The 24,810-nt window shown below is 67.1% G+C and carries 22 protein-coding genes; 10 read left to right on the top strand and 12 right to left on the bottom strand.

All coding sequences use genetic code 11. The features are described from left to right. Window positions 1–75: 75 nt before the first annotated feature. Both ACIA49_RS20220 and ACIA49_RS20215 read right to left on the bottom strand, forming a co-directional pair. The gene (locus ACIA49_RS20220; protein ID WP_396378728.1) at window positions 76–1,617 is read right to left on the bottom strand and encodes a cellulose binding domain-containing protein; all 1,542 of its coding nucleotides are present in this window, start codon (window positions 1,615–1,617) and stop codon (window positions 76–78) included. Between the two features lie 28 nt (window positions 1,618–1,645). Next, window positions 1,646–3,382 (bottom strand): glycosyl hydrolase family 18 protein, encoded by a 1,737-nt coding sequence (locus ACIA49_RS20215; protein ID WP_396378727.1) that lies wholly within the window; start codon window positions 3,380–3,382, stop codon window positions 1,646–1,648. A 243-nt stretch (window positions 3,383–3,625) separates the two neighbouring features. Here ACIA49_RS20215 and ssd point away from each other — a divergent pair, with 243 nt between their 5' ends. The 7 genes from ssd to ACIA49_RS20180 all read left to right on the top strand — a co-directional run bounded on the left by ssd (window position 3,626) and on the right by ACIA49_RS20180 (window position 8,495). Then, a complete protein-coding gene (gene ssd, locus ACIA49_RS20210) occupies window positions 3,626–4,660 on the top strand; it encodes a septum site-determining protein Ssd (protein WP_396378726.1) in 1,035 nt (344 codons plus the stop codon). Continuing rightward, on the top strand, window positions 4,657–5,820 hold the full coding sequence (locus tag ACIA49_RS20205) for a TadA family conjugal transfer-associated ATPase (RefSeq protein ID WP_396378725.1): 1,164 nt from the start codon (window positions 4,657–4,659) through the stop codon (window positions 5,818–5,820). Before ssd ends, ACIA49_RS20205 begins: the two co-directional genes overlap by 4 nt. Next, entirely contained in the window at window positions 5,817–6,611 is a 795-nt protein-coding gene (locus tag ACIA49_RS20200; RefSeq protein WP_396378724.1) for a type II secretion system F family protein, read from the top strand. Before ACIA49_RS20205 ends, ACIA49_RS20200 begins: the two co-directional genes overlap by 4 nt. Further along, on the top strand, window positions 6,530–7,321 hold the full coding sequence (locus tag ACIA49_RS20195; RefSeq protein ID WP_396378723.1) for a type II secretion system F family protein: 792 nt from the start codon (window positions 6,530–6,532) through the stop codon (window positions 7,319–7,321). Before ACIA49_RS20200 ends, ACIA49_RS20195 begins: the two co-directional genes overlap by 82 nt. Window positions 7,322–7,425: 104 nt before the next feature. Further along, window positions 7,426–7,659, top strand: a complete 234-nt coding sequence (locus ACIA49_RS20190; RefSeq protein ID WP_396378722.1) for a DUF4244 domain-containing protein — start codon at window positions 7,426–7,428, stop codon at window positions 7,657–7,659. Between the two features lie 49 nt (window positions 7,660–7,708). Then, complete coding sequence (locus tag ACIA49_RS20185) at window positions 7,709–8,101, top strand: TadE family type IV pilus minor pilin (protein ID WP_396378721.1); 393 nt, start codon at window positions 7,709–7,711, stop codon at window positions 8,099–8,101. A gap of 22 nt (window positions 8,102–8,123) precedes the next feature. Then, window positions 8,124–8,495, top strand: coding sequence for an Rv3654c family TadE-like protein (locus ACIA49_RS20180; RefSeq protein WP_396378720.1), 372 nt, complete (start codon window positions 8,124–8,126; stop codon window positions 8,493–8,495). Here ACIA49_RS20180 and ACIA49_RS20175 read toward each other — a convergent pair. Next, window positions 8,492–9,340, bottom strand: coding sequence for an SMP-30/gluconolactonase/LRE family protein (locus ACIA49_RS20175; protein ID WP_396378719.1), 849 nt, complete (start codon window positions 9,338–9,340; stop codon window positions 8,492–8,494). The two genes, ACIA49_RS20180 and ACIA49_RS20175, sit on opposite strands and share 4 nt — an antisense overlap. A gap of 327 nt (window positions 9,341–9,667) precedes the next feature. On the opposite strand from ACIA49_RS20175, the gene ACIA49_RS20170 reads away from it, so the two are divergent. Then, window positions 9,668–10,288, top strand: coding sequence for a response regulator (locus tag ACIA49_RS20170; RefSeq protein WP_396379035.1), 621 nt, complete (start codon window positions 9,668–9,670; stop codon window positions 10,286–10,288). 133 nt (window positions 10,289–10,421) lie between these two features. Here ACIA49_RS20170 and ACIA49_RS20165 read toward each other — a convergent pair whose 3' ends face one another. The 9 genes from ACIA49_RS20165 to ACIA49_RS20125 all read right to left on the bottom strand — a co-directional run bounded on the left by ACIA49_RS20165 (window position 10,422) and on the right by ACIA49_RS20125 (window position 21,705). Beyond that, on the bottom strand, window positions 10,422–10,832 hold the full coding sequence (locus ACIA49_RS20165; protein ID WP_396378718.1) for a hypothetical protein: 411 nt from the start codon (window positions 10,830–10,832) through the stop codon (window positions 10,422–10,424). Between the two features lie 83 nt (window positions 10,833–10,915). Continuing rightward, window positions 10,916–12,160, bottom strand: a complete 1,245-nt coding sequence (locus ACIA49_RS20160) for a CehA/McbA family metallohydrolase (protein WP_396378717.1) — start codon at window positions 12,158–12,160, stop codon at window positions 10,916–10,918. Continuing rightward, the gene (locus ACIA49_RS20155; protein WP_396378716.1) at window positions 12,160–13,239 is read right to left on the bottom strand and encodes an ABC transporter ATP-binding protein; all 1,080 of its coding nucleotides are present in this window, start codon (window positions 13,237–13,239) and stop codon (window positions 12,160–12,162) included. The genes ACIA49_RS20160 and ACIA49_RS20155 overlap by 1 nt, the downstream gene beginning before the upstream one ends. A 22-nt stretch (window positions 13,240–13,261) precedes the next feature. Continuing rightward, window positions 13,262–14,083: a carbohydrate ABC transporter permease gene (locus tag ACIA49_RS20150; RefSeq protein WP_396378715.1), complete on the bottom strand. Its 822-nt coding sequence runs from the start codon at window positions 14,081–14,083 to the stop codon at window positions 13,262–13,264. Then, the gene (locus ACIA49_RS20145) at window positions 14,080–14,988 is read right to left on the bottom strand and encodes a carbohydrate ABC transporter permease (protein WP_396378714.1); all 909 of its coding nucleotides are present in this window, start codon (window positions 14,986–14,988) and stop codon (window positions 14,080–14,082) included. The genes ACIA49_RS20150 and ACIA49_RS20145 overlap by 4 nt, the downstream gene beginning before the upstream one ends. Next, entirely contained in the window at window positions 14,988–16,406 is a 1,419-nt protein-coding gene (locus tag ACIA49_RS20140) for an extracellular solute-binding protein (protein WP_396378713.1), read from the bottom strand. The genes ACIA49_RS20145 and ACIA49_RS20140 overlap by 1 nt, the downstream gene beginning before the upstream one ends. 1,376 nt (window positions 16,407–17,782) lie before the next feature. Next, window positions 17,783–18,550: a ricin-type beta-trefoil lectin domain protein gene (locus tag ACIA49_RS20135; protein ID WP_396378712.1), complete on the bottom strand. Its 768-nt coding sequence runs from the start codon at window positions 18,548–18,550 to the stop codon at window positions 17,783–17,785. 419 nt (window positions 18,551–18,969) lie between these two features. Next, window positions 18,970–19,383, bottom strand: coding sequence for a hypothetical protein (locus ACIA49_RS20130; RefSeq protein ID WP_396378711.1), 414 nt, complete (start codon window positions 19,381–19,383; stop codon window positions 18,970–18,972). Window positions 19,384–19,398: 15 nt separating this feature from the next. After that, window positions 19,399–21,705 (bottom strand): DEAD/DEAH box helicase, encoded by a 2,307-nt coding sequence (locus tag ACIA49_RS20125; RefSeq protein ID WP_396378710.1) that lies wholly within the window; start codon window positions 21,703–21,705, stop codon window positions 19,399–19,401. Window positions 21,706–21,920: 215 nt separating this feature from the next. Between ACIA49_RS20125 and ACIA49_RS20120 the strand changes: the two genes are divergently transcribed. Together ACIA49_RS20120 and ACIA49_RS20115 are read left to right on the top strand one after the other, a co-directional pair. Continuing rightward, window positions 21,921–22,250: an STAS domain-containing protein gene (locus tag ACIA49_RS20120; RefSeq protein WP_391542693.1), complete on the top strand. Its 330-nt coding sequence runs from the start codon at window positions 21,921–21,923 to the stop codon at window positions 22,248–22,250. Window positions 22,251–22,475: 225 nt separating this feature from the next. Beyond that, window positions 22,476–24,779, top strand: a complete 2,304-nt coding sequence (locus tag ACIA49_RS20115) for a sodium-translocating pyrophosphatase (protein ID WP_396378709.1) — start codon at window positions 22,476–22,478, stop codon at window positions 24,777–24,779. Window positions 24,780–24,810: the final 31 nt, after the last annotated feature.

The raw sequence follows: 24,810 nt of genomic DNA, 5'->3' as shown, positions 1-24,810 counted from the left end.
GCCGTCACCAGCTATTCGATGACCGTGCACAGGAGTACGGCGGGTGCCCCTGAGGAGCACCCGCCGTACGGCTTGTCAGAACCCTGCGGTGATGCGGGTGAAGTCCCAGTTGTTCTGGGCGATACCGCTGCAGTTGGAGACCACGCCGCCGCCTGCACAGCCGCGGTCACGGTTCACCGACCAGAACGCCAGCCGGGCGAGTCCGTTGGACTTGGCCCAGTTGGTGATGTTCTGCCAGGTCGCCGTCGTGGTCATCTCCTGCTGGTCGGACAGACCGTTCATGCCGGAGATGCCCTGGTGGGCGTAGGCCTGGGCGGTGGTCCAGCCGAAGACGGACTTCAGCTTGTTGTTCAGACCCGTCGAGGCGCCGACGGTGTCGTTGTAGATGTTCGAGCTGCCGAAGTCGAAGGGCATCAGCGTGAAGACGTCGATGTTGGCGCCCAGCGCCTGCGACCGCTCGATCAACCGGTTGCCGTAGTAGTTCGGGCCGGTCGTCGAGGTACCGAAGGTGAGGATCGTCTGGATCCCCGGGTTGTTCTGCTTGACGATCTTCAGCGCGTTCAGGATGCGGTCCTGGACGGCCTCGTTCTCGAACTCGTCGGAGTTCTCGATGTCGATGTCGATCGCCTTCAGGCCATAGGCGTTGATGACCTGCTGGTACGCACCGGCCAGTGCCTCCGGCGTGCTGCAGTTCGGGCCGAGCTTGTTGCCGCTCCAGCCACCGATGGACGGGATGATGTCGCCGCCGGCCGCACGGATCTGTGAGATCGCCGTGGCGTCCGCACTGCCCTGCAACGGCCGTGCGCCGTCCCAGGCCGGGTTGCAGCCACCGGACGACAGGATGAACGCCATGGTGAACCACTTGATGCCGGTCGCGCTCATGACGGTCTGCGGGCTGGGCGGGTCGCCCCAGCCCATGTAGAGGTACGGCGCTGCCCGCCGGCTGCCGACCGGGTCGGTACCGGCCTTGGTGGTGACCGAGATGGACCCGGTCTTCGCGCCTTCACCAGCGCTGTTCTGACCGCTCACCTGGTAGCTGTAGCTCGTGCTCGCGGTGAGACCGGAGTCCGTGTACGCCGTACCGGTGGACGTCCCGACCTTCGAGCCGTTGCGGTAGATGTTGTAGCTGGCCGCACCACTGGCCGCGGACCAGGACAGGCTCACGGTCGAGGCGGTCGACGTACCGGACAGACCGCTCGGTGCACCCGGGAGGGTGACCGGGCCACCGCCGGAGCAGGAGCCGCCGTTCAGCCGGCAGGCGGCCAGACCGGGGAAGTTGCCCGGGCTGCCGTTGAAGCCGAAGGTGACGCTGGCACCAGGTGCCAGCGGACCGGCCCAGCCCGGCGGAGTGAACGTGTGAGTCTGCCCGCTGGTGCTGCGGGTCGCGTCCCACGAGCTGGAGATCGTGTAGCCCGACGGGAAGTCGAGTGCGACCGACCAGGTGCTCAACGAGCTCGTGGTGTCGTTCAGAACGGTGACCTTGCCCTCGAAGCCGCTGCCCCAGTCAGACACCTTCGTGAAGGTCGCAGAGACCCCGGCCGCGTTCGCGGCGGGTGCGACGAGTAGCGCGAGTACCACTGCGGTGATGGCTGCGATGGCCATCGAGATGCGTTTCATCTTGCTCCGATCAGAGGGCGGTACGTGATCAGACCCGGCCCCAGAGTGCGGGGACGTCCGGCGGCTCCCAGCCGGTCAGGGACGTGTGGCCCTGAATGCACTTGTAGGTAAGGCCGTTGTAGCTCACCAGTGCACCGGTTGCGTACGACGTGTTGGGCGCCCACGGGGTGGCCGTCGGGGGCGTCGGAGTCGGGGTGGGAGTGGGTGTCGGGGTCGGCGTCGGCGTGGGGGTCGGCGTCGGCGTCGGGGTAGGAGTCGGTGTGGGCGTCGGGGTCGGCGTGGGACCGGTGCAGCCCGCCGTGTCGGCGTTGACGGCGTTCACGACCTGGTTGAACAGCGTGACGCCGGCGTCGAGCGCCTCCATCGAATACATCATTGCGCCGGCCAGACCGTTGCAGTGTGCGTAGTCGGCCTTCGCCTTGATGGACTGGGCGTTGTCACCGGTCCAGAACGTGCCGCCCTGGTAGAACCACGACGACTTGGTGGTGTCGTCCCAGAACGTCGCGGAGGGGTTGTCGACGAAGCCGGTGAGCTCCTTGTAGAAGGAGACGCCCGGAACGTTGCCACTCAGCGCATGTCCGTCGGCCGGTCCGCTGGCGGTCTGGTACTTGCCGTTGGCAGTGCTGGGCACACCCTTCCAACCGCGGTAGTAGAACGGGTAGCCGATGGTCAGCTTGTTCGCCGGGAACCCACCGGGGATGCCGTACGCCGGGTCACCGGTCGTCCACGCCTTCACCGCGCCGTCGACGGAGTACTTCGCCGTACCGGGCGGAATCGGCGTACTGGGGTCGTTCGGCGCCTGGTACAGCGGGTCCTGGAAGTTGGTCGGCCCGGTGGCGTCCCAGCCACCGTGCATGTCGTACGTCATCACGTTGTTGTAGTCGAGGTACTGCCCGATCTTGTTGGTCTCGATCGTGGCGATCTTGTCCTGGCCGGCCGGGGTGGCGGCGGTCAGGTAGTACCGCTTGCCGTTGGTGCTGCCGAGCGCGTTGAGCTGCGACCGGAACTCCGCCAGCAGCAGCGTGTAGTTCTGCTTGTCGGCAGCGCTGTAGTGGTTGCCCAGGTGCCCGTTCGGCGAGCCCGGGTACTCCCAGTCGATGTCCACACCGTCGAAGATGTTCGCCGCGCTGCCCGGACCGCCGAAGCCGTCCACCACCGGCAGGTCGCCCTTGATGAACATGTTCACGCAGGAGCTGACGAAGGCCTTCCGCTTGGCGTCGGTGGAGGACGCGTCGGAGAAGTACTTCGAGTACGTCCAGCCGCCGATCGAGATCAGGATCTTCAGGTTCGGCTGCTTGGCCTTGAGCTTCTTCAGTTGGTTGAAGTTGCCCTGGATCGGCTGGTTCCAGACGTCACCCACACCGTCGACGCTGATGTCCGCACCGTACGACTTGCCGTAGTCGGCGAACGCGTCACCGGCACCGTCACCGGCGTTCGGGTTGTTCTCGTCCTGGGACGCGGCCTGGTTGGCCATGAAGCAGGTGTGGTTGGTCGGGTGGATGTTCGCGAACGCGTAGTTCAGGAAGTCCAGCTTCGCGGCCGCACCGGTGGTGACCAGGTTCTTCGGGTAGAACCCGTTCTGGTAGATCCCCCACTGGGTGAAGTAGGCGGTCTTGACGCCACCGCTGGCGGCGGGCGCCATCACGTCGGCCCGCAGTGCTGGGGCGGATGGCAGGTCGGCGCTCGCGAGCGAGACACCGGCGGCGGTGACCAGGGCAGTGGCGGCCACAGCGGCCGTGGCGGTCAGAAAACGCAATCGACTCATGGGCGGGGTCCTCCGGAACTGGGGCGGGGAAAAGCGTCCGGTGAAATTTAGTTAAAGACACTTCGAAAGGAACGGTAACTGTTTCCGCCGGGTTGGTCGCTGGCTCGCTGTGGCGGATACCCGCTGCTGGCGGAAAGCCGACAAAAGCTGTTGTCCACAGGGTTTCAGTAGTCCGTCCGGCGGCGGGTGCGGCGCCTGCATCTTCTTGGTATGAACCCCTCCGCGCTTCCTCCATCGGTGCTCATGGCAACCACCAACGAACGTTTGCTCGACGACCTGCTCCGGCTGGCCGCGGCGGCCTCGATCACATCCCTCGTCGAGCGAGATCTGCACGGTCTGCGCCGCGGCTGGCACACCTGCCCGCTGGTGATCGTCGGCGACGACCTGGCCGCGGGACTCGCCCGCACCACGCCAGTACGACGTACCGGCGTCGTACTGGCCGGAGCGGGACCAGGGCCGGATGCGTTGTATCGCCACGCCTTTGAGGTCGGCGCGGAAGCGGTGTTTCGGCTACCGGCCGACGAGGTGGCCCTGGCCGGACGGCTGGTGGACACCTTGGACGGCGGGACGCGCTCGGCTGTCACGCTCGCCTTCGTCGGTGGATGCGGGGGAGCGGGCGCCACCACGACCGCCGCTGCCGTGGCGCTGTTCGGAAACCGGCGTGGGTTGCGAACGATGTTGATCGACGGCGATCCGTTGGGTGGTGGCATTGAGCTTGCCCTCGGCATCGAACGTGATCCTGGTCAGCGCTGGCCGGAGCTGCTCAGTGCCTCGGGCCGCGTGAGCGCTGCGGCTCTTCGCTCTGCGCTACCGACGGCCGATGGGCTTCCGGTGCTGTCCTGGGATCGCTCCGACGTGACTGCGCTGCCGCCGGAGACCATGCGCTCGGTGCTCAATGCCGCGCAGTGCAGCAACGACTTGGTCGTCCTTGATCTCCCGCGCCGTCCGGATCCGGCCGTCGAGGAAGCCTTCGTCCGGGCGACAGCGACCTTGCTGGTCGTTCCCTGCGACATCCGTTCGTTGGCGGCCGCCAAGCGACTGGCGGGTCCGTTGGCAGAGGTCGCCGGTGATCTCCGCGTCATCGCGCGCGCATCGCGTCGGCCGGCCATCGCTGCTGCCGATGCGGCCACACACCTGTCCTTGCCGTTGGCAACAACCTTCGCCGATGAACGCGACCTTCCCGCCGCGATGGACCAAGGTCGGTTCGCTCCGCATCCGCGCGGCCCGCTGGCTCAAGCGGCGACGACCCTGCTCGACCTGTTCGCCCCGGCCGCATGATCATCTCCCGCGAGTTCCTCGACCGGGTGCGCGCTCGCCTCGCGGTCAGTGGTGGCGAACCGACACCGGCCCGGGTTGCCGCCGCCTTGCGTGCCGACGGCGGCGTGTACGGCGACGCGACCGTGCTCGCGGTCGTCGCCGCACTGCACCGTGAGGCTTTGGGCGTTGGGCCACTCGACAGCCTGCTTGCCGAACCAGGGATCACCGACATCCTCGTCAACGGTCCCGACGAGGTCTACATCGACCGCGGTGTCGGGCTCGAGCGCGTCATCGTCGACACCGGCGATGATGACGCGATCCGCCGTCTCGCCACGCGACTGGCCGCTGCCGCCGGTCGCCGTCTGGACGATGCCACGCCGTTCGTCGATGTGCGACTCAGGGACGGCACTCGCTTCCATGCCGTCCTGGCACCGGTCGCGGCCCCCGGGACTTGTCTGTCGCTCCGCGTTCCCGCCCATCAGCTCTTCACCCTCGACACACTCGTTGAGGCCGGCTCGCTGCCACCTGAAGGCGCGGCACTCCTGCGAGATCTCTTGGCTTCCCGTCTGGCCTTTCTCATCAGCGGCGGCACTGGTACTGGCAAGACGACATTGCTGAGTGCGCTGCTGTCGGCCGCCGACCCCACTGAGCGCTTGCTGGTCGTCGAAGACGCGAGTGAGCTCCGGCCCGACCATCCGCACGTGGTTCGGCTCGAGGCGCGGCCGCCCAATGTCGAGGGCAATGGTGAGATCTCCTTGCGCAACCTGGTCCGGCAAGCGCTCCGGATGCGTCCTGATCGCCTTGTCGTCGGTGAGGTTCGTGGGGCTGAGGTCGTTGATCTGCTGACTGCGCTCAATACCGGCCACGAAGGCGGTTGTGGCACGATCCACGCCAACTCTCCGGCCGACGTACCGGCCCGGATCGAGGCGTTGGGTGCGCTGGGCGGTCTGCCGCGCGAAGCCGTTCACAGCCAGCTCGCGTCAGCCCTTCAAGCGGTGATCCATCTTGCGCGTACTTCTACTGGTCTTCGTCGGCTCACCAGCATTCACGTGCTCGATCGTTTGCCCACTGGTGACGTCATCACCCGGCCGGCTGTCGACTTCCCGCTGGTTGGCCCACCCACTCTCCATCCGGCCGCCGGTCGGTTCACCGTTCCGCCAACCGTCCTGGGAGTCGCATGAGCCGTCTTCTCGCCATCGCCTGTGTCCTGCTTGCCCTCCATCTCCTGTTCCCGTTGCGATCGCGGCCCTTGGGCCGCTTGACCGCCGCGCCACGGGCCACCTCACCTCATCCGCTTGCTCGCCGCCGACTCTTGCTGGTGCCACCGACCGCTCTGGTCCTTCTGGCGTTCAGCCCGCGAGCCTTCTTCTCGGTTGGAGCGATCACCGTCATCTGCGGTCTCGCCTTACTCCAGCGAGCGCAACACCGACGACAGGCAGCAGCCACAGCTCGCCGTACCAGCGTGATCGAGGCTCTCGACGTGCTTGCCGCGGACCTCGCGGCCGGCCGACCACCCATCGATGCATTGGGCGGCGCTGCCAGCATCGCTACCGAGCTGCAACCTGCGCACGCCGCAGCAAAGCTGGGCGGCGATGTGCCGACGGCTCTCGAGCTCGTCGCTCAATCCCCAGGCAGCGCGGGGATCCGCGCACTCGCAGCAACCTGGCGCGTTGCCGAGGAGTCCGGCGCCGCCTTCGCAACCCTCACCGAACGCCTGGCTGACTCGCTCCGCGCCGACGAAGCTATCCATCGCCAAACAGCAGCCGGCTTGGCCGGAGCTCGCTCCTCAGCCCGGATCCTCGCAGCTCTCCCACTCTTCGGTACCGCCCTTGGCTACTCGCTCGGCGCCGACCCGTTGAGCTTTCTCACCAGCACTCCACCTGGCTGGCTGTGCCTCACGGCCGGACTGGCTCTCACTGCCCTGGGCCTGCACTGGACCACTCGCCTGGCAACCGGATCCCCTTGCCCGTGACAACAATCTCGCTCGCCGCGATCGCAGCCGCCGTCTCCATCTGCCTGCTCGTCCGCACCCCCACGGACCTCCGCCGCCTCGCTCCCAGGCCAGCCACCCGCCCGCACCCACCAAGAGCTCATCGCCTCGTAGCCGCGGCGGTCGCCTGTGCCCTCGCGATCCTTCTCTACCCACCGTGGGGCCTACTTCCGGCAGTCGTTGCGTACGTCGTCATTCCGCGTCTGCTGTCTCGTCTGGAACCCGCAGCCGCCAAACGCCGCCGCGCAGCTATCGCCGCCGATCTACCCCTGACCATCGAACTTCTGGCCGCTTGCCTGCGAGCCGGCCGCCCACCCCAACAAGCCTTGTCCACAGTCGCTTCCGCGATCCACGGGCCCATGGGGGATCTATTGTCGGAGATCGCCCACCGCCTCACTCTCGGCGCGGATCCCCAAGACGCGTGGGCCCTCCTGTATGCCGAACCACCTTGCGCTCCCGTAGCGCGCGCTATCGACCGTTCCCTGACCTCGGGTGCGCCTCTGTCCAGAACCCTCGAACGACTGGCCGAAGACACCCGTCGAACCCACCACCACGCCGCCGATCAGCACGCCCGCACGGTTGAGTCCCGCTCTGCCCTTCCGCTGGGCCTGTGCTTTCTTCCCGCGTTCGTCCTGCTCTCGATCATCCCGACTGTGGCTGACGCCCTGGTCCCATATCTCAGTCAGCCCTAAAGATGCTAATGGCAACCATGTTGTCCACAGGTCGAAAGTCGTTGTGTCAAAGGGTCTTTGATCGCTGCATCTTCTTGGCAAGAACACCAACCCAGGAGGCCCCCGTGTCCCACCCTCTGCTCCCCGCCCGCCGCCTTCGGTCGAGCTGGCTCCGCCGCTTCCGCACCCGGTCCGAGCGTGGCGCCGCCACCGCTGAGTACGCCACCACCATCGTTGCCGCCTGCGGCCTCGGCGGCATCCTCGTCGCTCTCCTCAAGTCCGACGTCATGCTCAGTGCCCTCAAGGCCCTGATCAACTACGCCCTCAAACTCGCCGGCGTCGAAGGCATCCAGCTCTGACCTCGTGGGCCGGCCGTCACCGACCGGCGGCCGGTCCACCTGGACTCCGATGCCTGACCTCATGACTCGCCGTTGTTCTCAGCGTGGTGCGATCACCGCCGAGACCGCGATCGCCCTCCCTTTCCTTCTTACCTTCGTCCTCGCCGGCAGCTGGTGTGTCGGCCTGGTCACCGCACACCTTCAATGCGTCGACGCCTCCCGAGACATCGCCCGAGCCCTCGCGCGCGGCGATTCCCCCGATGACCTCCGGGCCCTCATCACCCGCACCACCCCACCGAATGGAGCAGTCACCTTCCACACCACTCCCGCCATCGAGGTCACCGTCACGGTCGCGCCTCGGACTCTCTTCCCGTTCCTCCCGGCTCCTACCCAATCCGCCACAGCCACCCTCCAAGTCGAACCAACTGCTGGAGCAGCTCATGACGAAGCAACACCCTCCTGAACCACAGCACCGTCGGCGCACGATGCGGAAGCGTCATCGTGAGCGTCCGAAGACTCGGTGGCAGCGATCCGAGCGTGGCAGCGGGACCATTCACACGCTCACCGCCTGCCTGCTGCTTGCGACCGCCCTGGCGGTAGCGATCTTGTGGGCCGCTGTCTCCACGGCTCGCCACGAGGTCGCCGCCGGAGCCGACCTGACTGCGCTCAGTGCGGCCCATGCACTCGCGACCGATCCGTGTGCTGCCGCATCCCGTACGGCGGCGGCCAACGATGTGACGCTGACCGCCTGCAGACCGACCTCCACCGACGTCACGGTCCAGGTGTCCGTGCCCATCGCGCTCCCGTTCGTGGTGCGAACCCTCACCGTGTCCGCCCGGGCTGGTCCGGTCGCCTAGGCCACAACGGCGGGGACCTCGACCTCGGCGGTGAGGATCTGGCCGCCGCGAGGGCCGGTGACCAGGCGGTTGAGGTTGTCGGTGATCGGCTGGTCCGCGTGCCATTCGGCGGTGGCGAGGTAGAGCGTCGTACCGGCGGGGCCGCCGAGGGCAATGGCGAAGGGGGCTCGGTGTTCCGGCAGGTCGATTCGTTCGAGGACCTTGCCGCCGTCGGCGACGCGGACCACCGAGGAGCCGCCGGTGGATACCCAGATGGCTCCCTCGGCGTCTAGGCAGATGCCGTCCGGACCTAGGTCGTCGGCGAACGTCCGGCGGTTCGTCAGGTCGCCGTTGGCCTGGATGTCGAACGCGGTCAGTCGTCCGGCGAAGGACTCGGAGATGACCAGCGTGCCGCCATCGGGTGTGATGACCATGCCGTTCGGGAACTGGATGTCGCTCGCGACCTCGCGCAGTTCGCCATCCGGAGTGAGGACTTTGATGTAGCCGGGCTTCGGTGCCTCACCGCCGGCGAAGTCGAAGTCGGCGCCGTTCAGATAGATGTTGCCTCGGTCGTCGACCACGATCTCGTTCGCCGACTGCTCCGACAACACCGTCACCGAGCCGTCGGTCTCCGTCCGCCGGATCTTGTCGCCGGTCGTCAGGAGGCGGCCGTCGGGCAGCCACTCGATCGACCAGCCCATCAACCGCTCCTTCGGCACCGGCGTCGGCGCGAACTCCGCCGTACCGTCCGGGTCGACGCTGACGATCTCCTGACCGATCCAGTTCGCGAACCACAGCTTCCCGTCGTGCCACCGCGGGGACTCCGGGATCCCGAGTCCGTCGAGCAGTACCTGTACCTCGGGCATGACGCCACCTCTTCTCGTCGTACTTCGCCGGCCTGTCGAAGGCCGCTGACACCCTCTACACGAACGGCGCGGAAGCAGATCGACAACCGTGACTGCGCAGGTACTCCTGCACGGAATCGTGCAGGAGTTCGGGAAACTGCACGGGCGAGGCGGTGCCGGTACTGAGGCGGTCGCGATCTGGTCGCAATCTGGTAGAGATGCCGCGTTGATGTGGACGGGGTGTGGCCGGTGACCGATGATCTGGAACCGAAAGATCAGGAACCGATGTTCTGCCCAATCTCCCGGACGCACTTCCCCGGCGCCCGGACGGTGACCCCGGAGGCACGTTTGCCCGACCCCATCCGGCTGCTGCTGGTCGACGACCAGATCCTCAGCCGAGGCGTCCTCAGAAACGGTCTGGAGCGCGAACGCGACCTCGAGATCGTTGCCGAGATCAACAGATCCGACGATGTCGTGGCCGCCGCCAAACGGCACCGGGCGAATGTCGCCCTGCTCGACGCCGCCGGCCCGGGGACCGCCAGCCTTGCCGTCACCACCGAGCTCCGCACCCTGATCCCCGAGTGCCGCGTCGTCATGCTCACCACCTACGGCCGCCCGATCCACCTCCGCCGCGGTCTGGAAGCCGGCGCCAAGGGGTTCGCCCTCAAAGGCTCACCGGCCCCTCAACTCGCCGACGCCGTCCGCCGGGTCCACCTGGGCCTGCGCGTCGTCGACGCCAACCTGGCCGCCGAGTCACTCAGATACTCCGAGACGCCGCTGAACGACGAAGAGACCGACACCCTCCGCGCCGCCCGCGAAGGCGGCTCGGTCGCCATGATGGCCAGCTCCCTGCACGTCTCCGAACGCGTGGTCCGCCGTCGCCTCTGGTCCGCCATCGGCAAAACCGGTGCACGAACCCGCTCCGACGCCATCCACATCGCCGAACACAACGGCTGGCTCCTCGACTGACCGCACCAGCCGCCGGTAGGTGGGGGTTTGAACAGGAAGTGGTGGGTGGGCACAAGCTATTACCTGTTCACGGGCCCGGCTGGGGTGTGTGGCCCCGAGTTCTGGCCGGCTGGCTGGCGGAAGCGGCGATGGGCTAGAGGTTGTCCAGTTGGGTTAGGAGCCAACTGGGGCCGGTGGTGGTGGCGCCCAGTGGTTCTACGCGGTGGCGGAGGCCTCGGTCGGCGGTGACCACCGTGACGGCGGGCGGGGTGGCGACAGCCAGGTAGTCGGCGGTGGTTCGGGTGATGGTGTCATCGCCGGAGGCGGGGGCGAGGATGACGCGGAGGGCGCCCAGGTCCATCAGGTCAGTGTCGAGGGCTTTGCGGGCGGCGCCTTCGAGGATGACGGCGATGGTGGTGGACTCGGGGAGCTGCTGCTGGAGGCGGACCAGCTTCTCCAGCAGGCGGCGGGCGGCTCCGGGGCGGTCGCGCCACCAACCGTCCGGGCGGGAGCCGATCACGTTGGCGGCGTCGACCACGATGACCTGCTCGTCCGGGGTGCTCATGCCCCCAGTCTGCCGCCACCCGGCCATCGCAGTACGTCCGAAAACACGCCGACCACGCCCTCCGATCATTCGGACGTTAGCGGTCAGGAGCAGGTGGAGAGGAATTCGCCGGTGTGGGTGACGAGGACGTGGGGGCCCGGTACGGCGGGGAGTCGGTGGTTGGCGGAGGTGACCGCGTGTGGGGTTCCGTCGGGGGCCAGGACGAGGGTGTTGGGGGCGTCCAGCGCGACGAGCTCGTCGCCTACTCGGAGGAGGACAGGCGCGTTGTAGGTGTTGGAGATGGCGGTGCGGCCGGCTGCGAGGGCTTCGAGAGTGGCGGTGACCAGTTCGGCGGGAGTCTCGGCGGTGGCGTCGACGGCTAGCCAGGTGGTCGGCGTACCGATGGGTGTGGGGGAGGTGGGGTTGTGCCAGTCGCTGCCACCGATGGGGATCGTGTCGAGTCCCCAGGACTGCCACCACGCGATCGGGCCGCCCCAGTGGTGGTCGAGCCAGGAGGAGTGCCAGATCTCGGCGAGTGGCGGATGTTCGGACAACGGGTGGCGCCAGGCGCAGTCGCCGCTGAGTGGGTGGTTGATCGAGAGGAGACCGCCGCGGCGGGCTACCTCGCTGACCCAGGTCGAGGCGGGCTGACGGAAGTCGATGACGCCGATGTCGCCGAAGGCGTTCGCGTGGCCGGTGTCCGTGGTGACTTCCTGGCCCGGGATCAGGCCGATGCCGAAGCGGTCGCTGAGGCCGGGGAGTTCCGGGTGATGGGCGACGGTGTTGTGGTCGGTGATCGCGAGTACGTCGAGACCGGCGGCAACACCTTGAGCGGCCAGGTTCGCAATCGGTGTCGAGCCGTCGGAGTGCAAGGAGTGGGCGTGAAAGTCACCCGCGATCCAACGCAGGCCAGGTGCGGCGGGAAGCTCGCGTCGCGGTGGCCGTGCCGGTACGGCGATCGCTGCCGTCGCGTCGGCGTATTCCGCCAGACCGGGGATCTCGGCGACCGGACCGGTGACCGCTTCGACGATGAGTTCGGCGCCTTCCACCGGAAGGCGGTACAGACCGAGCACGACCCACCACGTACCAGGCTCGAGTTCACCGGGAACATAGCCGGGAGTCGCCGCGGTCGGGGTGATCGCGAAGGTCCGTCGCGCGCCCCCGGACCACCCGCGCCAACCACCGGCTCCCTCGCAACCGATGTCGATGACAACTCCGTCGATCGACGGAATCGTCAACGTGACAAGGAGCCCTGGGCAATCGGCGGGGATGTCGACCGGGACAGAGTGCCAGATGGACTCCGCGCGGTCGTCGAGTGTCCAGACCCGACGGTACGACGTGACTGCCATCAGGCGACCGGCTGTCGGGCGAGGAGTTCCCCGGACTCGCGGTCGTACAGCAGTACGCGCGAAGCGGGAGCGGTGAGGAAGACCGGCTTGCCGGGCTCCGGCTCCTCCTCTTCGGGAACCGTCACCCCGATCAGCGTCCCGTCACAGTCAACGCTCACCAACGACTGCACACCGAGGTTCTCGGCGACGACGACGTTCCCCCGCAGGCCGAGGCCGGAGGCGTCACCAGTGGTCAGGGTCAGGTACTCGGGCCGAACGCCGACGGTCACTTCAGCACCAGCTGGTGTGGAGCCTGTTGCAGGCAACGTCCCACCGGCCACCGCAACACCTTCCGAACCGACAGTGCCCGGGACCAGGTTCATGGGGGTGGAGCCGATGAAGTTGGCGACGAAGGTGTTGACCGGGCGGGCGAAGACTTCGCGAGGTGTGCCTAGTTGGCGGAGTCGGCCGGACTCCATGACGGCGATGCGGTCGGCGAGAGCGAGGGCTTCGGCTTGGTCGTGAGTCACGAAGACGGTGGTGATGCCCAGGTCCCGCTGGAGCTTCTTGAGGAAGGTGCGGGCTTCGAGACGGAGGCGGGCGTCGAGGTTGGAGAGCGGCTCGTCCAGCAACAGCACCTTGCCTTGGGAGGCGATGGCCCGAGCGAGGGCGACACGTTGTTGCTGACCGCCGGAGAGCTGGCCGGGGCGGCGCTCCAACAGTCCACCGAGCGACAGTTCGCCGGCGGTGCGCTCGGCGGTCTCGGCGCGGGTGGCAGGGGCGACACGTCGTACCTTGAGCGGGTAGGTGATGTTCTCGGCGACGCTCATGTGCGGGAACAGCGCGTAGTCCTGGAAGACCATGGCGACGCCGCGCTTGCCTGGTTCGGTGCGGGTGACGTCCACCGCGTCGATGCGGACTGTTCCTTCGGTGGCGTTCTCCAGGCCGGCGATGGTCCGGAGCAGGGTGGTCTTGCCGCAGCCGGACGGGCCGAGGAGGGCGAAGAACTCGCCGTCCGCCACGTGCAGGTCGAGGCCGTCGACGGCGCGGACGCCGTTCGGGTAGACGGTCGCGAGACCCTCGATGTCGATACCGGCCATCAGCTCTTGATACCTCCGTGACTCAACTTTTGATCCCTCCGTGGAAGCGGAACCCATAACGCGAGTTCACCAGCAGATACAGCACAACGACCGGGATCGAGAACAGCAGCGAGAAGACCGGCAGCACCTGCAGGTTCACGCTGCCGCCTTCGTCGGTGAGCGTCTGCATCAGTACGGCGGCCGGCTGCAGGGTCGTCGACCGGATGAGCAGGAAGGGCACCAGGAAGTTGCCCCAGGAGTTCACGAACGCCCACACCATGATGGTGGCCAGGCCCGGCCGCGCGACCGGCAGGACGACGTCCCGCAGGATCTGCAGCGTGGACGCCCCGAAGACCCGCGCCGACTCCTCGTACGACTTCGGGACCGCGTCCACGAAGTCCTTCAGGATGAAGATTGCTGCTGGCAACAACCCGCCGGTCATCACCAGCGCGACCCCGAAGCGCGAGTCGATCAGCCCGAGCTGATAGATCATCACGAAGATCGGCACCATCGCCGCCGTACCGGTAACCACCGATGACAGCAGCAACAGTCCGTACAGCAACGCATCTCGGCCCGGGATTCGCACCCGCGACAACGCGTAGCTGGCCAGGGCTGCGAATGCGGTGACGGCCAAAGCCGTTGTCACACAGATGATCAGGGAGTTCACGATCGCATGGAGCGCGTACGGGTGGTCCAGCGTCTTACGGACGTTGTCGAACGTCCAGTCCGGCCAATGCACGCCGAGACCTGGGTTCTTGTCGAACGGCGCGGACGCGATCCACAACATCGGTACGGCGAAGAACACCGTGATCGCGCAGATCAGCACGTAGAAGCCGATCCGCCGTACCACGTAGGCCGGATTCACACGCGCCTCCTCAGCAGCCGAAGGTAGACCAGCGAGACGAGCAGATTCGCGAGCAGCAGCAGGAACGAGATCGCCGACGAGTAGCCGAGCTCACCGCCTTGCAGCGCGACGTTGTAGATGTAGACCGGCACCGTCTCGGACTCGTGGTTCGGTCCGCCCTTGGTGAGCAGGAACGGCGAGAAGTCGTTGGCTGTCCACAGAGAGATCAACAGGGTGTTGGTCAGGACGTGCCCACGGATATGCGGGAACACCACATCCCGCAGCGTCTGCCATCCGGAGGCCCCGACCATCCGGGCCGACTCCAGTTGCGAGGGCGGAACGGCTTGCAGGGCTGACGAATACAACATCATCGAGAACGCCGTACCGCGCCAGGTGTTGAACACGACCAGGCAGACCATCGGGTAGTCGATCAGCCACGCGGTCCCCGTCGTACCCAGGATGCTGTTCAGCGTGCCCGTGTCGCGGTCGAAGAACGCGATCCACAGGTACGCGACCACCGTCGACGGCAGGATCCAGGCCAGCAACGTCAAAGCCTCGACGGTACGGCGAACAGCCGGGCGCGCGCGGCGGAGAATCCAGGCCAGCGTGAACCCGAGGATGTTCTGACCGATGATCGCCGAGCCGAGGACGAACAGCATCGTCAGCCACAACGCGTTGTGGAACAAGGCGTCGTTCAACGCCCGCGTGTAGTTCGAGATGCCGACGATGGACGGGGAGACCGCCTCGACGCCGGTCAACCGGTAGTTGGTGATGCCGATGTAGATGGTCCAGACGGCCGGGAAGACCAGGAACGCGGCGATCAGCAGCATCGCGGGCGCTACGAAACCCAGCGCCCTGCCGATGCCGAGCCCGGCCACATCCTGTGCGGGCGGCTTGGCCCGCACAGGTTCGGTAGTGGTCGCCATCAGTTCGTGGTGACCTTGTCCTTGCCGCCGGCAGCGGTCTCGACGGACTTCTCGTAGGCCTTCGCGGCGGCGTCGGTGCTCTTGCCGCCGATCACGTCCGCGGTCGCCTGCTGCAGTGCGGCGGAGACCTTCGGGTACTCCGCCAGGCCCGGCCGGTACTGCGTGATCGGCAGCACCTTGGTGGCAACGAAGTTCAGCATCGGATCGCTGGCGAGGACCTCGGTGTTGACGTCGGTGCGCTGGGTGATCTTGGCCGCACCGTCCAGGGAGGCCTTCACCATGTCCGCGGAGTTCATGAACTGCAGCAGTTCCCACGCCTGCTGGGGGAACTTCGTGTTCGGGTTGATCACGGTCGCGCCGCCACCGGACATCGACACGAAGTCCTGACCCTTCACGCCACCGCCCGGCTTCGCCGCCGGGATCAGCGCGTAGCCGACCGCGGTGTCGCGGTCTGCCATCTTGGCGACGCCGGCCTTCGGCTCCACCACGCTGCGCCAGAAGTAGTCGCTCTCGAGCAGGATGCCAACCTTGTTCGCGGCGAACTCGGCGAACGACTTGTCCCGGCCCTTGGCCTCGCGCTGCAGCACCGGGTCACCAAGGCCCGTGCTGTAGATCTGGTGGTAGAAGTCGAGCACCTGACGCACCTGCGGGGTGTCGCCGAGCCACTTGCCGTCGGTGTTGATCCCGGCACCGGTACCGACCAGCAGCGGCAGTACGCCCTGCATGGTGGTCGCCTCGCCCATCGCCGTACCGCCGTTGATCTGGATCGGCGTCACGCCGGCCAGCGTCTTCAGCTTCTGACCGGCCTGGGCGATCTCGTCCCACGACTTCGGCTGCCAGTCGGCTGGGAGTCCGGCCTGCTGGAACAGCTTCTTGTTGTAGAACAGCACCCGGCCGTCAGTACCGCCGGGAACGCCGTACCGCTTGTTCTCGAAGGTACCGAGCTGCTGCACCGACTCGGGGATCTGCTTCCAGCCGTCCCAGCTGTCCACCTTGGCGGCGTCGCCGACGGTGTCGGTGAGCGGCTTGATGTAGCCGGCCTGCGCGAACTCGCCGACCCAGATGCCGTCGATCGAGATCAGGTCCGGGCCGGACTTGTTCGACAGGTCCAGCGACAGCTTCTGCTTGTAGACCTCGTCGTCGGAGCCGTCACCCTGGAACTTCACCGTGACGTCGACGCCCTTGGCCTTCTGGTCGGCCACGAACTTCGGGATCAGCACGTCCTCGGTGAAGGTCGCGCCGGCGCTGCTCTTGCCGCCCTTGACCGCGTTCGAGCCGATGGTCAGCTCGACCTTCTTGGCCTCGGCGTTGCGGTTCGCGTCCTGGTCGCCGCTGCCGGACGAACCGAGGCAGCCGGTGAGCAGCAGGCCGGCGGCGGCGCTGAGGGCGAGCGCGCTGGACAGCCGAAGGGATCGCATCAGGGGGCTCCTTGCGAGAGTCGGTACTGCGGGTGCCGGTCAAACATTGGCACCGCGAGGCAAGTTTGTGAAGACATTTACCCACACGATGTACGGCGGGTAATCGCCGCACCGGCGGCGGTTACCGGGAGTCGTCCGGCCGGGTCAAGTCGGGGCCGGGCGGACAGCATTGCGGGTCCGTTAAAGTGCGCTCAAGGTTCTGTCGCAACCTGTAGTGGAGTAGATACAGAACGTGAAGTTGGGTTGTAGCGTCAGGCCCGTTCGGTTCATCGGATCGGAGGTGACTGCGAATGTTGTACGGAGTTCTTCACCTGGTAGACGACCTGCTGTTTGGGCATCATCACCACCACCACGGCCACTGGTGCTGGTGGTGACCGGTACCGACTGGTGATTGCCTCGCTGGGAAGGCCCGGACGGTGACGACGGCGTACGGCTCCCGCTGACGCGCAAGCAGCGGAATCCCGCGCCGATCCCCGAGCATCGATCCACCTGACCGACGACGACGGATCACCGGTCTCACAACTGAAAGCGTGCCGATCTCTAAGGAGTGAGAACAGCCGGCCCCGGCACCCGGGGCCGGCTGTCTTCTGTCCCCCCACCTCACAACGTCCGAACGACCGGAGGGCCCGTCTCCGCTTCTTCGGACGTTAGGCCCAGCACCCCGTCAACGTCCGAAGAGGTGCAGTACGTCGTCAGCGTGTCTTCGGACGTTAGGCCCGGCACCCCGTCAACGTCCGAAGGATCGGAGGGCCCGTCTCCGGTTTTCGGACGTTACGGTGTGGTGGGGAGGGGTGCGCGGGGTTTGCGGGGAGTTGCTGCCGCTAGGTGGCAGTAGATCCGCGCAAAGGTGGGGCGGGGGTGGGGGGATCGCTCGCCTTCGGCGGGTACTGAGCCTTCGGGGTGCGCGTCGCGGTGGCTGGGGTGGGTGGCGAGGCCGGCGAGCGGCGTACTGGTTGTTTGAGGTTCTGGGCTGTGGCTGGGGGTCCGGCGGGTGGGGGGCTTGTTGGGTTGGGGGGGGTGTGCCGGTGCGGGCTGATGGGCTCCCCACTCCCACTCGAACTGCGGCAGCAACCACGGCGGCGGGACACCTGACCCGACCTCGGCGCCGCTGGCGGCAACCACAGCCCGGAAGCTCAAGCAACCGGTACGCCGGTCGCCGGGCCTCGCCATCCCCCTCAGCCCAAGACCGCTCCAGCCACCCTCCACTGTCAATCGGCCGCAGCGGCGCCCGGCCACGGCGGACCGATGCCGGCCGCATCGGAGCGACGCGGGCGGACGGGGCGACCGCATCGGAGCGACGCGGTACCGACGGGGCGACCGCAGAAAACAGCCGGCCCCGACAATGTCGGGGCCGGCTGTCCGTTGGTGCCAGGGAGTTACTTCTGCGCCAGCTGCATCATCTGCTTGGGCAGCACCGTCATCTGGGCCGGGATCGGCAGCTTCGGCCGAACCAGTTCGAGCAGGCTGCCCGCGGCGTTCGCGATCGGCAGCGGCAGGGCCAGGCCCAGCGATGCCAGCAGCGCGTTCACCAGAGCCAGGACTGCGCCCAGGATGTCCAGGCCCGGCAGCGGCAGTGCGCTCCAGCCCTGGACCGGTGTGCCGGTCGCACCCATGCTTCCGGTCGGTTGTGCCTGCTTGGCCTTCCCCTTGCCCAGCAGAGAGGTGAGGGCGAGGCCGCTCGCGGCGTTCACGAACGTGCCGGCGCTCTCGTCGTAGGTCCACTTCTGGCCGTCGCCGCTACGGCACGGCAGGACCAGCAGCGGGGCCGCGGCCGGAACCTTGGCCAGGTCCGCACCGCTGTCCAGGCAGGCTCCGGTCTTGGCAAGGGCGCCACCGACGCTCTTGCTCATCGCGACCTGAAGCTGGCCGGACTCGGTGTAGATCCACTCCTGGGTCTTGCCTTCCTTGCCCGGAGCGCAGGCCATCATGACGCCCATCGGGACCTTGTTGGCCGCGACGAAGGTCAGGCAGTAGCGGGTGTCGGCGCGGGTGGCGATCTGCTTCGCCACGCCGATCTCCACGCCCGGTGCTGCGGCGTGGTCCGTGACCGGCTGAGCGGCCTGGGCCGGGATGGCGGTGGCGAGTGCAACGCTGACTGCGAGGACTACCACGCCGGTGCGGCTGAAGAGCTTACGGGTGATCAAGACAACCTCCGAAGGTCGTGCCTATCTCAGTGAGCGTCAGGTCGTCGGGACCCCGTTACGAGAGCCGGTCCGTGTATTCCGGGAACCGCTTCGCCACCCCTTGCGCGGTGGGCGGGTTGCGGGTCGATCCCCCGTGAGGAGGCGGTGTGGCCCGGAAGGCCGACAGTGACTCAACGCGACGTTGACGCCACGACCAGTAATGCACAGCTCGGTCGGAGGTGGTTATGGCAAGACCCCGGAACTTGATGCCAATGGCAACTAACTGCCAGCGAAAAGTCGTTGCGCTGGGCATCGAAATCCGGCTGCGGGGTGGCCGTGCGGGCGCTGAAGCGCGGCTGTGTGTCGATCGAGATGTTACGGCAGAGCACGGATACTGGGGTAGTCCACTGTGTTAATTGATGCCTTGGGCAACAGAGTGGTCAGTGGGACTGCTTGTGATCCGTGGTATCGGTGGCCACGTGCTTGCCGGTCGCCAGCGGCTCGACAGTTGTCTCGTCAGCTAGCTCCGCGTCGCGGCTCTCGATGGGCTCGGGCGTGGTGTCACGCTCGGTAACCTCGGGCTCGGTTGTCGCGGTCGGAGCGGTCGCGACCTGGGCGCGCAGCTGCCGCACCTCGCGGTGCCGGCGCCAGCCGCGGGCAAGTCCCTTCTTCGTCAGCCACAGTCCGGCGACCAGGGCGGCACCGGCCGCCGCGCCGAGGAAGAACACCGTCGGCACGATCACGCCGAAGTCGATCCCGAACACCGTCAGGGTGGTGGAGTCGGCCGACGAGACCGAGACGCCCAGGCCGAAGAGGACGGCGATGACGATCAGAACGATTCCGAGAACGAACATGGTGCACGCTGCCTTTCAGGCCTCACTACTGAGTAGTGCGGTGAGCAGCGCGACCGCGCCGCCTTTGTCGAGTGGGTTGTTCTGGTTCCCACACTTGGGTGACTGTACGCAGGATGGGCAGCCATCCGTGCACTCACAGTGTGCAATGGCCTCACGTGTCGCGGTCAACCACTCACGCGCTGCGGCGTACCCGTGTTCTGCGAATCCCGCTCCGCCCGGGTGGCCGTCGTACACGAAAACGGTGAGCCGGCCGGTGTCCGCGTGCCGTGCGGTGGAGACGCCACCGATGTCCCAGCGGTCGCAGGTGGCGAACAGCGGGAGCAGGCCGATCGAGGCGTGCTCGGCCGCGTGCGCCGCACCCGGTACGTCGTCCAGTCCCAGCGACTCGATCGCCGAGTCGGGCATCGTCCACCAGACCGCCTTGGTCCGCAGCGTCCGCTCCGGTAGGTCGAGTGGCTGCTCGTCGAGCACATCGCCGGTCGAGATCAGCTTGCGCTGGTACGAGATGACCTGGCTGGTCACCTGGACCCAGCCGCGCGACAACTCGGCCGTCCCCCAGCTCCGGGTCTCCTCGGTCGCCAGGATGCTGATCTCGGTCACGTCGCGGGCGAAGGTCGTGTAGTCCGGCGCGGCCGGCTCCACGATCGCGGCGTGCCCCTCCAGGTCGAGAGTCCGGACCAGATAGGACTCACCCGCGTGCACATAGACCGCGCCCTCGTGCACCGACGAGTGTGCCGAGCCGCCGTCGACGGTTCCGAGCAGGCGACCGGTCTGGTCTTCCACAATCTGCACGGTCTTGCCGCCGGCGGACCGGATGTCGATCGCGTCGACAGCACGGTCACGCCGGGTCCAGAACCAGCCGTGCGGTCGCTCGCGCAGCGCTCCTTGCCGGACCAGTTGCGCGATGACGTCGGCCGTCGTACTGCCGAAGACCTCGTAGTCCGCAGGGGTCAGTGGCAGCTCTTGGGCGGCCGCGCAGAGCTGCGGTCCGAGGACGTAGGGGTTCTCCGGATTGAAGACAGTCGCTTCAACCGGGCGTCCGAAGACGGCAGACGGGTGACGAACCAGATAGGTGTCCAGCGGATCGTCTCTTGCCACCAGCAAGGCAAGAGCATCCCCACCGGCCCGGCCGGCGCGTCCGGCCTGCTGCCAGAGCGATGCGCGCGTGCCAGGCCAACCAGACAGCAGTACGGCGTCCAGCCCGGCAATGTCGATGCCCAGCTCCAGAGCGTTCGTCGCGGCGACTCCGGTCAGTTCACCGCTCTGCAGCATGCTCTCGAGCCGTCTGCGTTCCTCAGGCAAATAACCAGCCCGGTACGCCGATACCTGGTCCATCAGCGTGGGGTCGACCTCCGCCAGGTTCTCGCGGGCCGTCATCGCCACGGTCTCGGCTCCACGTCTGGACCGGACGAACGCGACCGTCCGGACACCCGACACGACCAGGTCGGTCAGGAGGTCGGCCACCTCAGCCGTGGCAGAGCGCCGTACCGGGGCGCCGTTCTCTCCATGTAAAGAGGTGAGGGCCGGCTCCCAGAGGCCGAACGAGATCCCACCGCGAGGGGAGCCATCGTCGACGACCTCAACCATCGGCAGGCCGGTCAGTCGCTCCCCTGACACGGCCGGCTCGGCAACGGTCGCCGATGCGCAGATGAAGACCGGGTTAGCGCCGTACTGCGCGCAGATCCGACGCAGACGGCGCAGCACGCCGGCGACATGGGCACCGAAAACGCCGCGGTAGTGATGGCACTCATCGATCACCACATACTGCAGGCAGCCGAGGAAGCGGGCCCAGCGCTGATGGTTCGGCAGCACGGACCGGTGCAGCATGTCCGGATTGCTCAGTACATAGGTGGCGTGGTCGCGAGCCCAGTCGCGCTCGGTCCGCTCGGAGTCGCCGTCCAACGTGGTCGCACGCAGCCCAGGCACTGTGTACGCCGAGACTGCGCGGAGCTGGTCGTGGGCCAGAGCCTTAGTGGGAGAGAGGTAAAGCACCGAGGCCGTCCGCCGGTTCGGCGAAGCAGCCTGCGCGATGCTCAGGGTCGCGAACGCAGGTAAGAGATAGCCGAGGGATTTGCCGGAGGCAGTCCCCGTCGCGACCACGACATGACGTCCCGAGTACGCCGCCTCGGCCGTGGCGACCTGGTGGATCCACGGTGCTGCGATTCCGGCGTCGGCCAGTTGGTCGAGCACCTCGGGGGGAACCCAGCGTGGCCACTCGCAGGTCCGGCCCGGCCTGGCCGGCACCGACTCCACATGCGTGAGCCGATCAGCCCGACCGGTCGCGAGGCGTCGCAGTACAGCAGCCGCCTCACCTTCACGCATGCCGATGAGCCTAGTTGGCAGCGTGGACAGTTGGATTCCGGTCCAGTGCTGGGGTGCACGGATTCGTGCACGTCCCGCTGCAAGTGCCGATGCACGCAGCATTTTGCGGAAGGAGATCGACTTTCGATGCGGGGAGATGAAAGAGTTTTCCGTAACGGCCCTTCTCACGGTCCGTACATGGTTGAATGCAGCAGTTCACGGGATCGGAGGCCGAAGTGGATCTGTCGCTGACCGCGCGCGCCGAGGGCGGGCGTACCGTCATCGAGGTGGCGGGGGAGATCGACGTCTACACCGCACCGAAGCTCCGCGAGAAGATCGCAGCGCTCGTCGACAACGGGGACTACGACCTCGTGCTGGACCTGGAACGCGTTGAGTTCCTGGATTCCACCGGCCTCGGTGTCCTCGTCGGCGGACTGAAACGGGTGCGCACCCACGACGGATCCCTGTCCCTGGTCTGTACCCAGGAACGGCTGCTGAAGATCTTCCGGATCACCGGCCTGACCAAGGTCTTCGACATCCACCCCGATGTCGCCTCGGCCATCTGAGGCCTGCACCACAAGCGAAAAGGTAGCCCTGTCGGTACGGTGCGTGACAGTCCCGCCTGAGCATCGTCGGATGGCGTAGACCACCCTGTCGTCAGGTCTGGTCGAGATGCCGCTAGAGTGACCCACCGCGTCATGTCCTTGGCGCTGTTTGTTATTTTCCCCAACCCTTCGGTTGCGGCAGACGGGGGCCGTCAAGCCTGGATGGGTTGCCTACAAGGAGGACGGATGTCCGCGCTGCTTGCACCACAGGCGGTGGATCTTTCGTCGAGCAACACCACACTGGTGATCGTCGTCGGAGTGATCGCGATCCTCGCGGTCGCGATTGCGATGGTTTTCCGGAGTCAGGTGCTTGCCGCGAACGATGGCACCGAGAACATGAAGACGATCGCCGCCGCGGTCCAGGAAGGTGCATCGGCCTTCTTGAACCGGCAGTTCCGGACGTTGTCGGTCTTCGCCGTAGTGGCGTTCCTGCTGCTGTTCCTGCTGCCTGCCCACACCGATGGCGACAACGCCACCACGCTGAAGATCTTCCGCTCTGTCTTCTTCCTGGTCGGTGCGGGCTTCTCCGCGCTGATCGGCTACACGGGCATGTGGCTCGCCACCCGGGCCAACGTCCGGGTCGCCGCGGCCGCGCGCGACGAGGGCCGCGAGCCGGCCATGCGGGTCGCGTTCCGCACCGGTGGAACCGTCGGCATGTTCACCGTCGGCCTCGGTCTGCTCGGTGCCTCGGTCGTCGTGTTCATCTTCAAGGGTGACGCCCCGACCGTGCTCGAGGGCTTCGGCTTCGGTGCCGCCATGCTCGCCATGTTCATGCGGGTCGGCGGCGGTATCTTCACCAAGGCCGCCGACGTCGGCGCCGACCTGGTCGGCAAGGTCGAGCAGAACATCCCCGAGGACGACCCCCGCAACGCCGCCACCATCGCCGACAACGTCGGTGACAACGTGGGTGACTGCGCCGGTATGGCCGCGGACCTGTTCGAGTCGTACGCCGTCATGCTGGTGGCGTCGCTGATCCTGGGCAAGGCCGCCTTCGGCGAGCAGGGCCTGGTCTTCCCGCTGATCGTGCCGGCCATCGGCACCATCACCGCCGTCATCGGTGTCTTCCTGACCCGGCCGCGGACCGGCGAGAACGGTCTGCGCACGATCAACCGCGCGTTCTACATCTCCGCGGTGATCTCCGGCATCCTCTGCGCGATCGCGGCGTTCGTCTACCTGCCGAGCAGCTTCAAGGAGCTGACCGGCGCGACCGACACGATCGCAGCCTTCGACGGCGACCCGCGCGTCATCGCCACCGTCTCGGTGATCATCGGCATCGTGCTGGCCGCGATCATCCTGGCGCTGACCGGCTACTACACCGGCACCGAGGACAAGCCCGTCCAGGACGTCGGCAAGACGTCGCTGACCGGTGCGGCCACGGTCATCCTGTCCGGTATCTCGGTCGGCTTCGAGTCCGCCGTCTACACCGCCGTGGTGATCGCTGCTGCCGTGTACGGCGCCTTCCTGGTCGGCGGTTCCGGTGTGGTCGCGCTGTTCGCGATCGCGCTGGCCGGTTGTGGTCTGCTGACCACCGTCGGCGTCATCGTCGCGATGGACACCTTCGGTCCGGTCTCCGACAACGCGCAGGGCATCGCCGAGATGTCCGGTGACGTGGACGGCGAAGCGGCCCAGATCCTCACCGAGCTGGACGCCGTCGGCAACACCACCAAGGCCATCACCAAGGGCATCGCGATCGCGACCGCCGTCCTGGCCGCGACCGCACTGTTCGGTTCCTACACGGACTCGATCCGGACCTCGCTGGCCGAGAACTATGCCAAGTTCGAGGCCGACGCGCTGGTCTTCAACCCGGGCACCCTGGTCGGCATCATCCTCGGTGCGGCCGTCGTGTTCATGTTCTCCGGTCTCGCGATCAACGCCGTCGGCCGCGCCGCCGGTGCGGTCGTCTACGAGGTCCGCCGGCAGTTCCGGGACATCCCCGGGATCATGGACGGCACCGGCAAGCCGGAGTACGGCAAGGTCGTCGACATCTGCACCAAGGACTCGCTGCGGGAGCTCGCGACCCCGGGTCTGCTGGCGCTAACCGCTCCGATCGCCGTCGGCTTCGGCCTCGGCGCCCCGGCGCTGGCCGGCTACCTGGCCGGTGCGATCGGTGCCGGCACCCTGATGGCGGTCTTCCTGGCCAACTCCGGTGGAGCCTGGGACAACGCCAAGAAGCTGGTCGAGGACGGCAACCACGGCGGCAAGGGCTCGCCGGCCCACGAGGCCACCATCATCGGTGACACCGTCGGCGACCCGTTCAAGGACACCGCCGGCCCGGCCATCAACCCGCTGATCAAGGTGATGAACCTGGTCTCGGTGCTGATCGCTCCGGCCGTCGTCGGGATGTCGGCGATCGGCGACAACCCGAACACCGGTCTGCGGATCGCCATCGCGGTCGCGGCGGTCGTCGTACTGGCTGCTGCTGTCATCGTCTCCAAGCGCCGGGAGTCGGTCATCTCCGACACCCCCGCCGAGGCGAGCATCGCCGCCTGATCCACGCAATACCGCAACGGCCCGCCGGACC

Source organism: Kribbella sp. NPDC051587, assembly GCF_044453945.1.
In the GTDB taxonomy this organism is placed as follows: domain Bacteria; phylum Actinomycetota; class Actinomycetes; order Propionibacteriales; family Kribbellaceae; genus Kribbella.
This window is presented reverse-complemented; position numbering and strand designations above follow the sequence as displayed.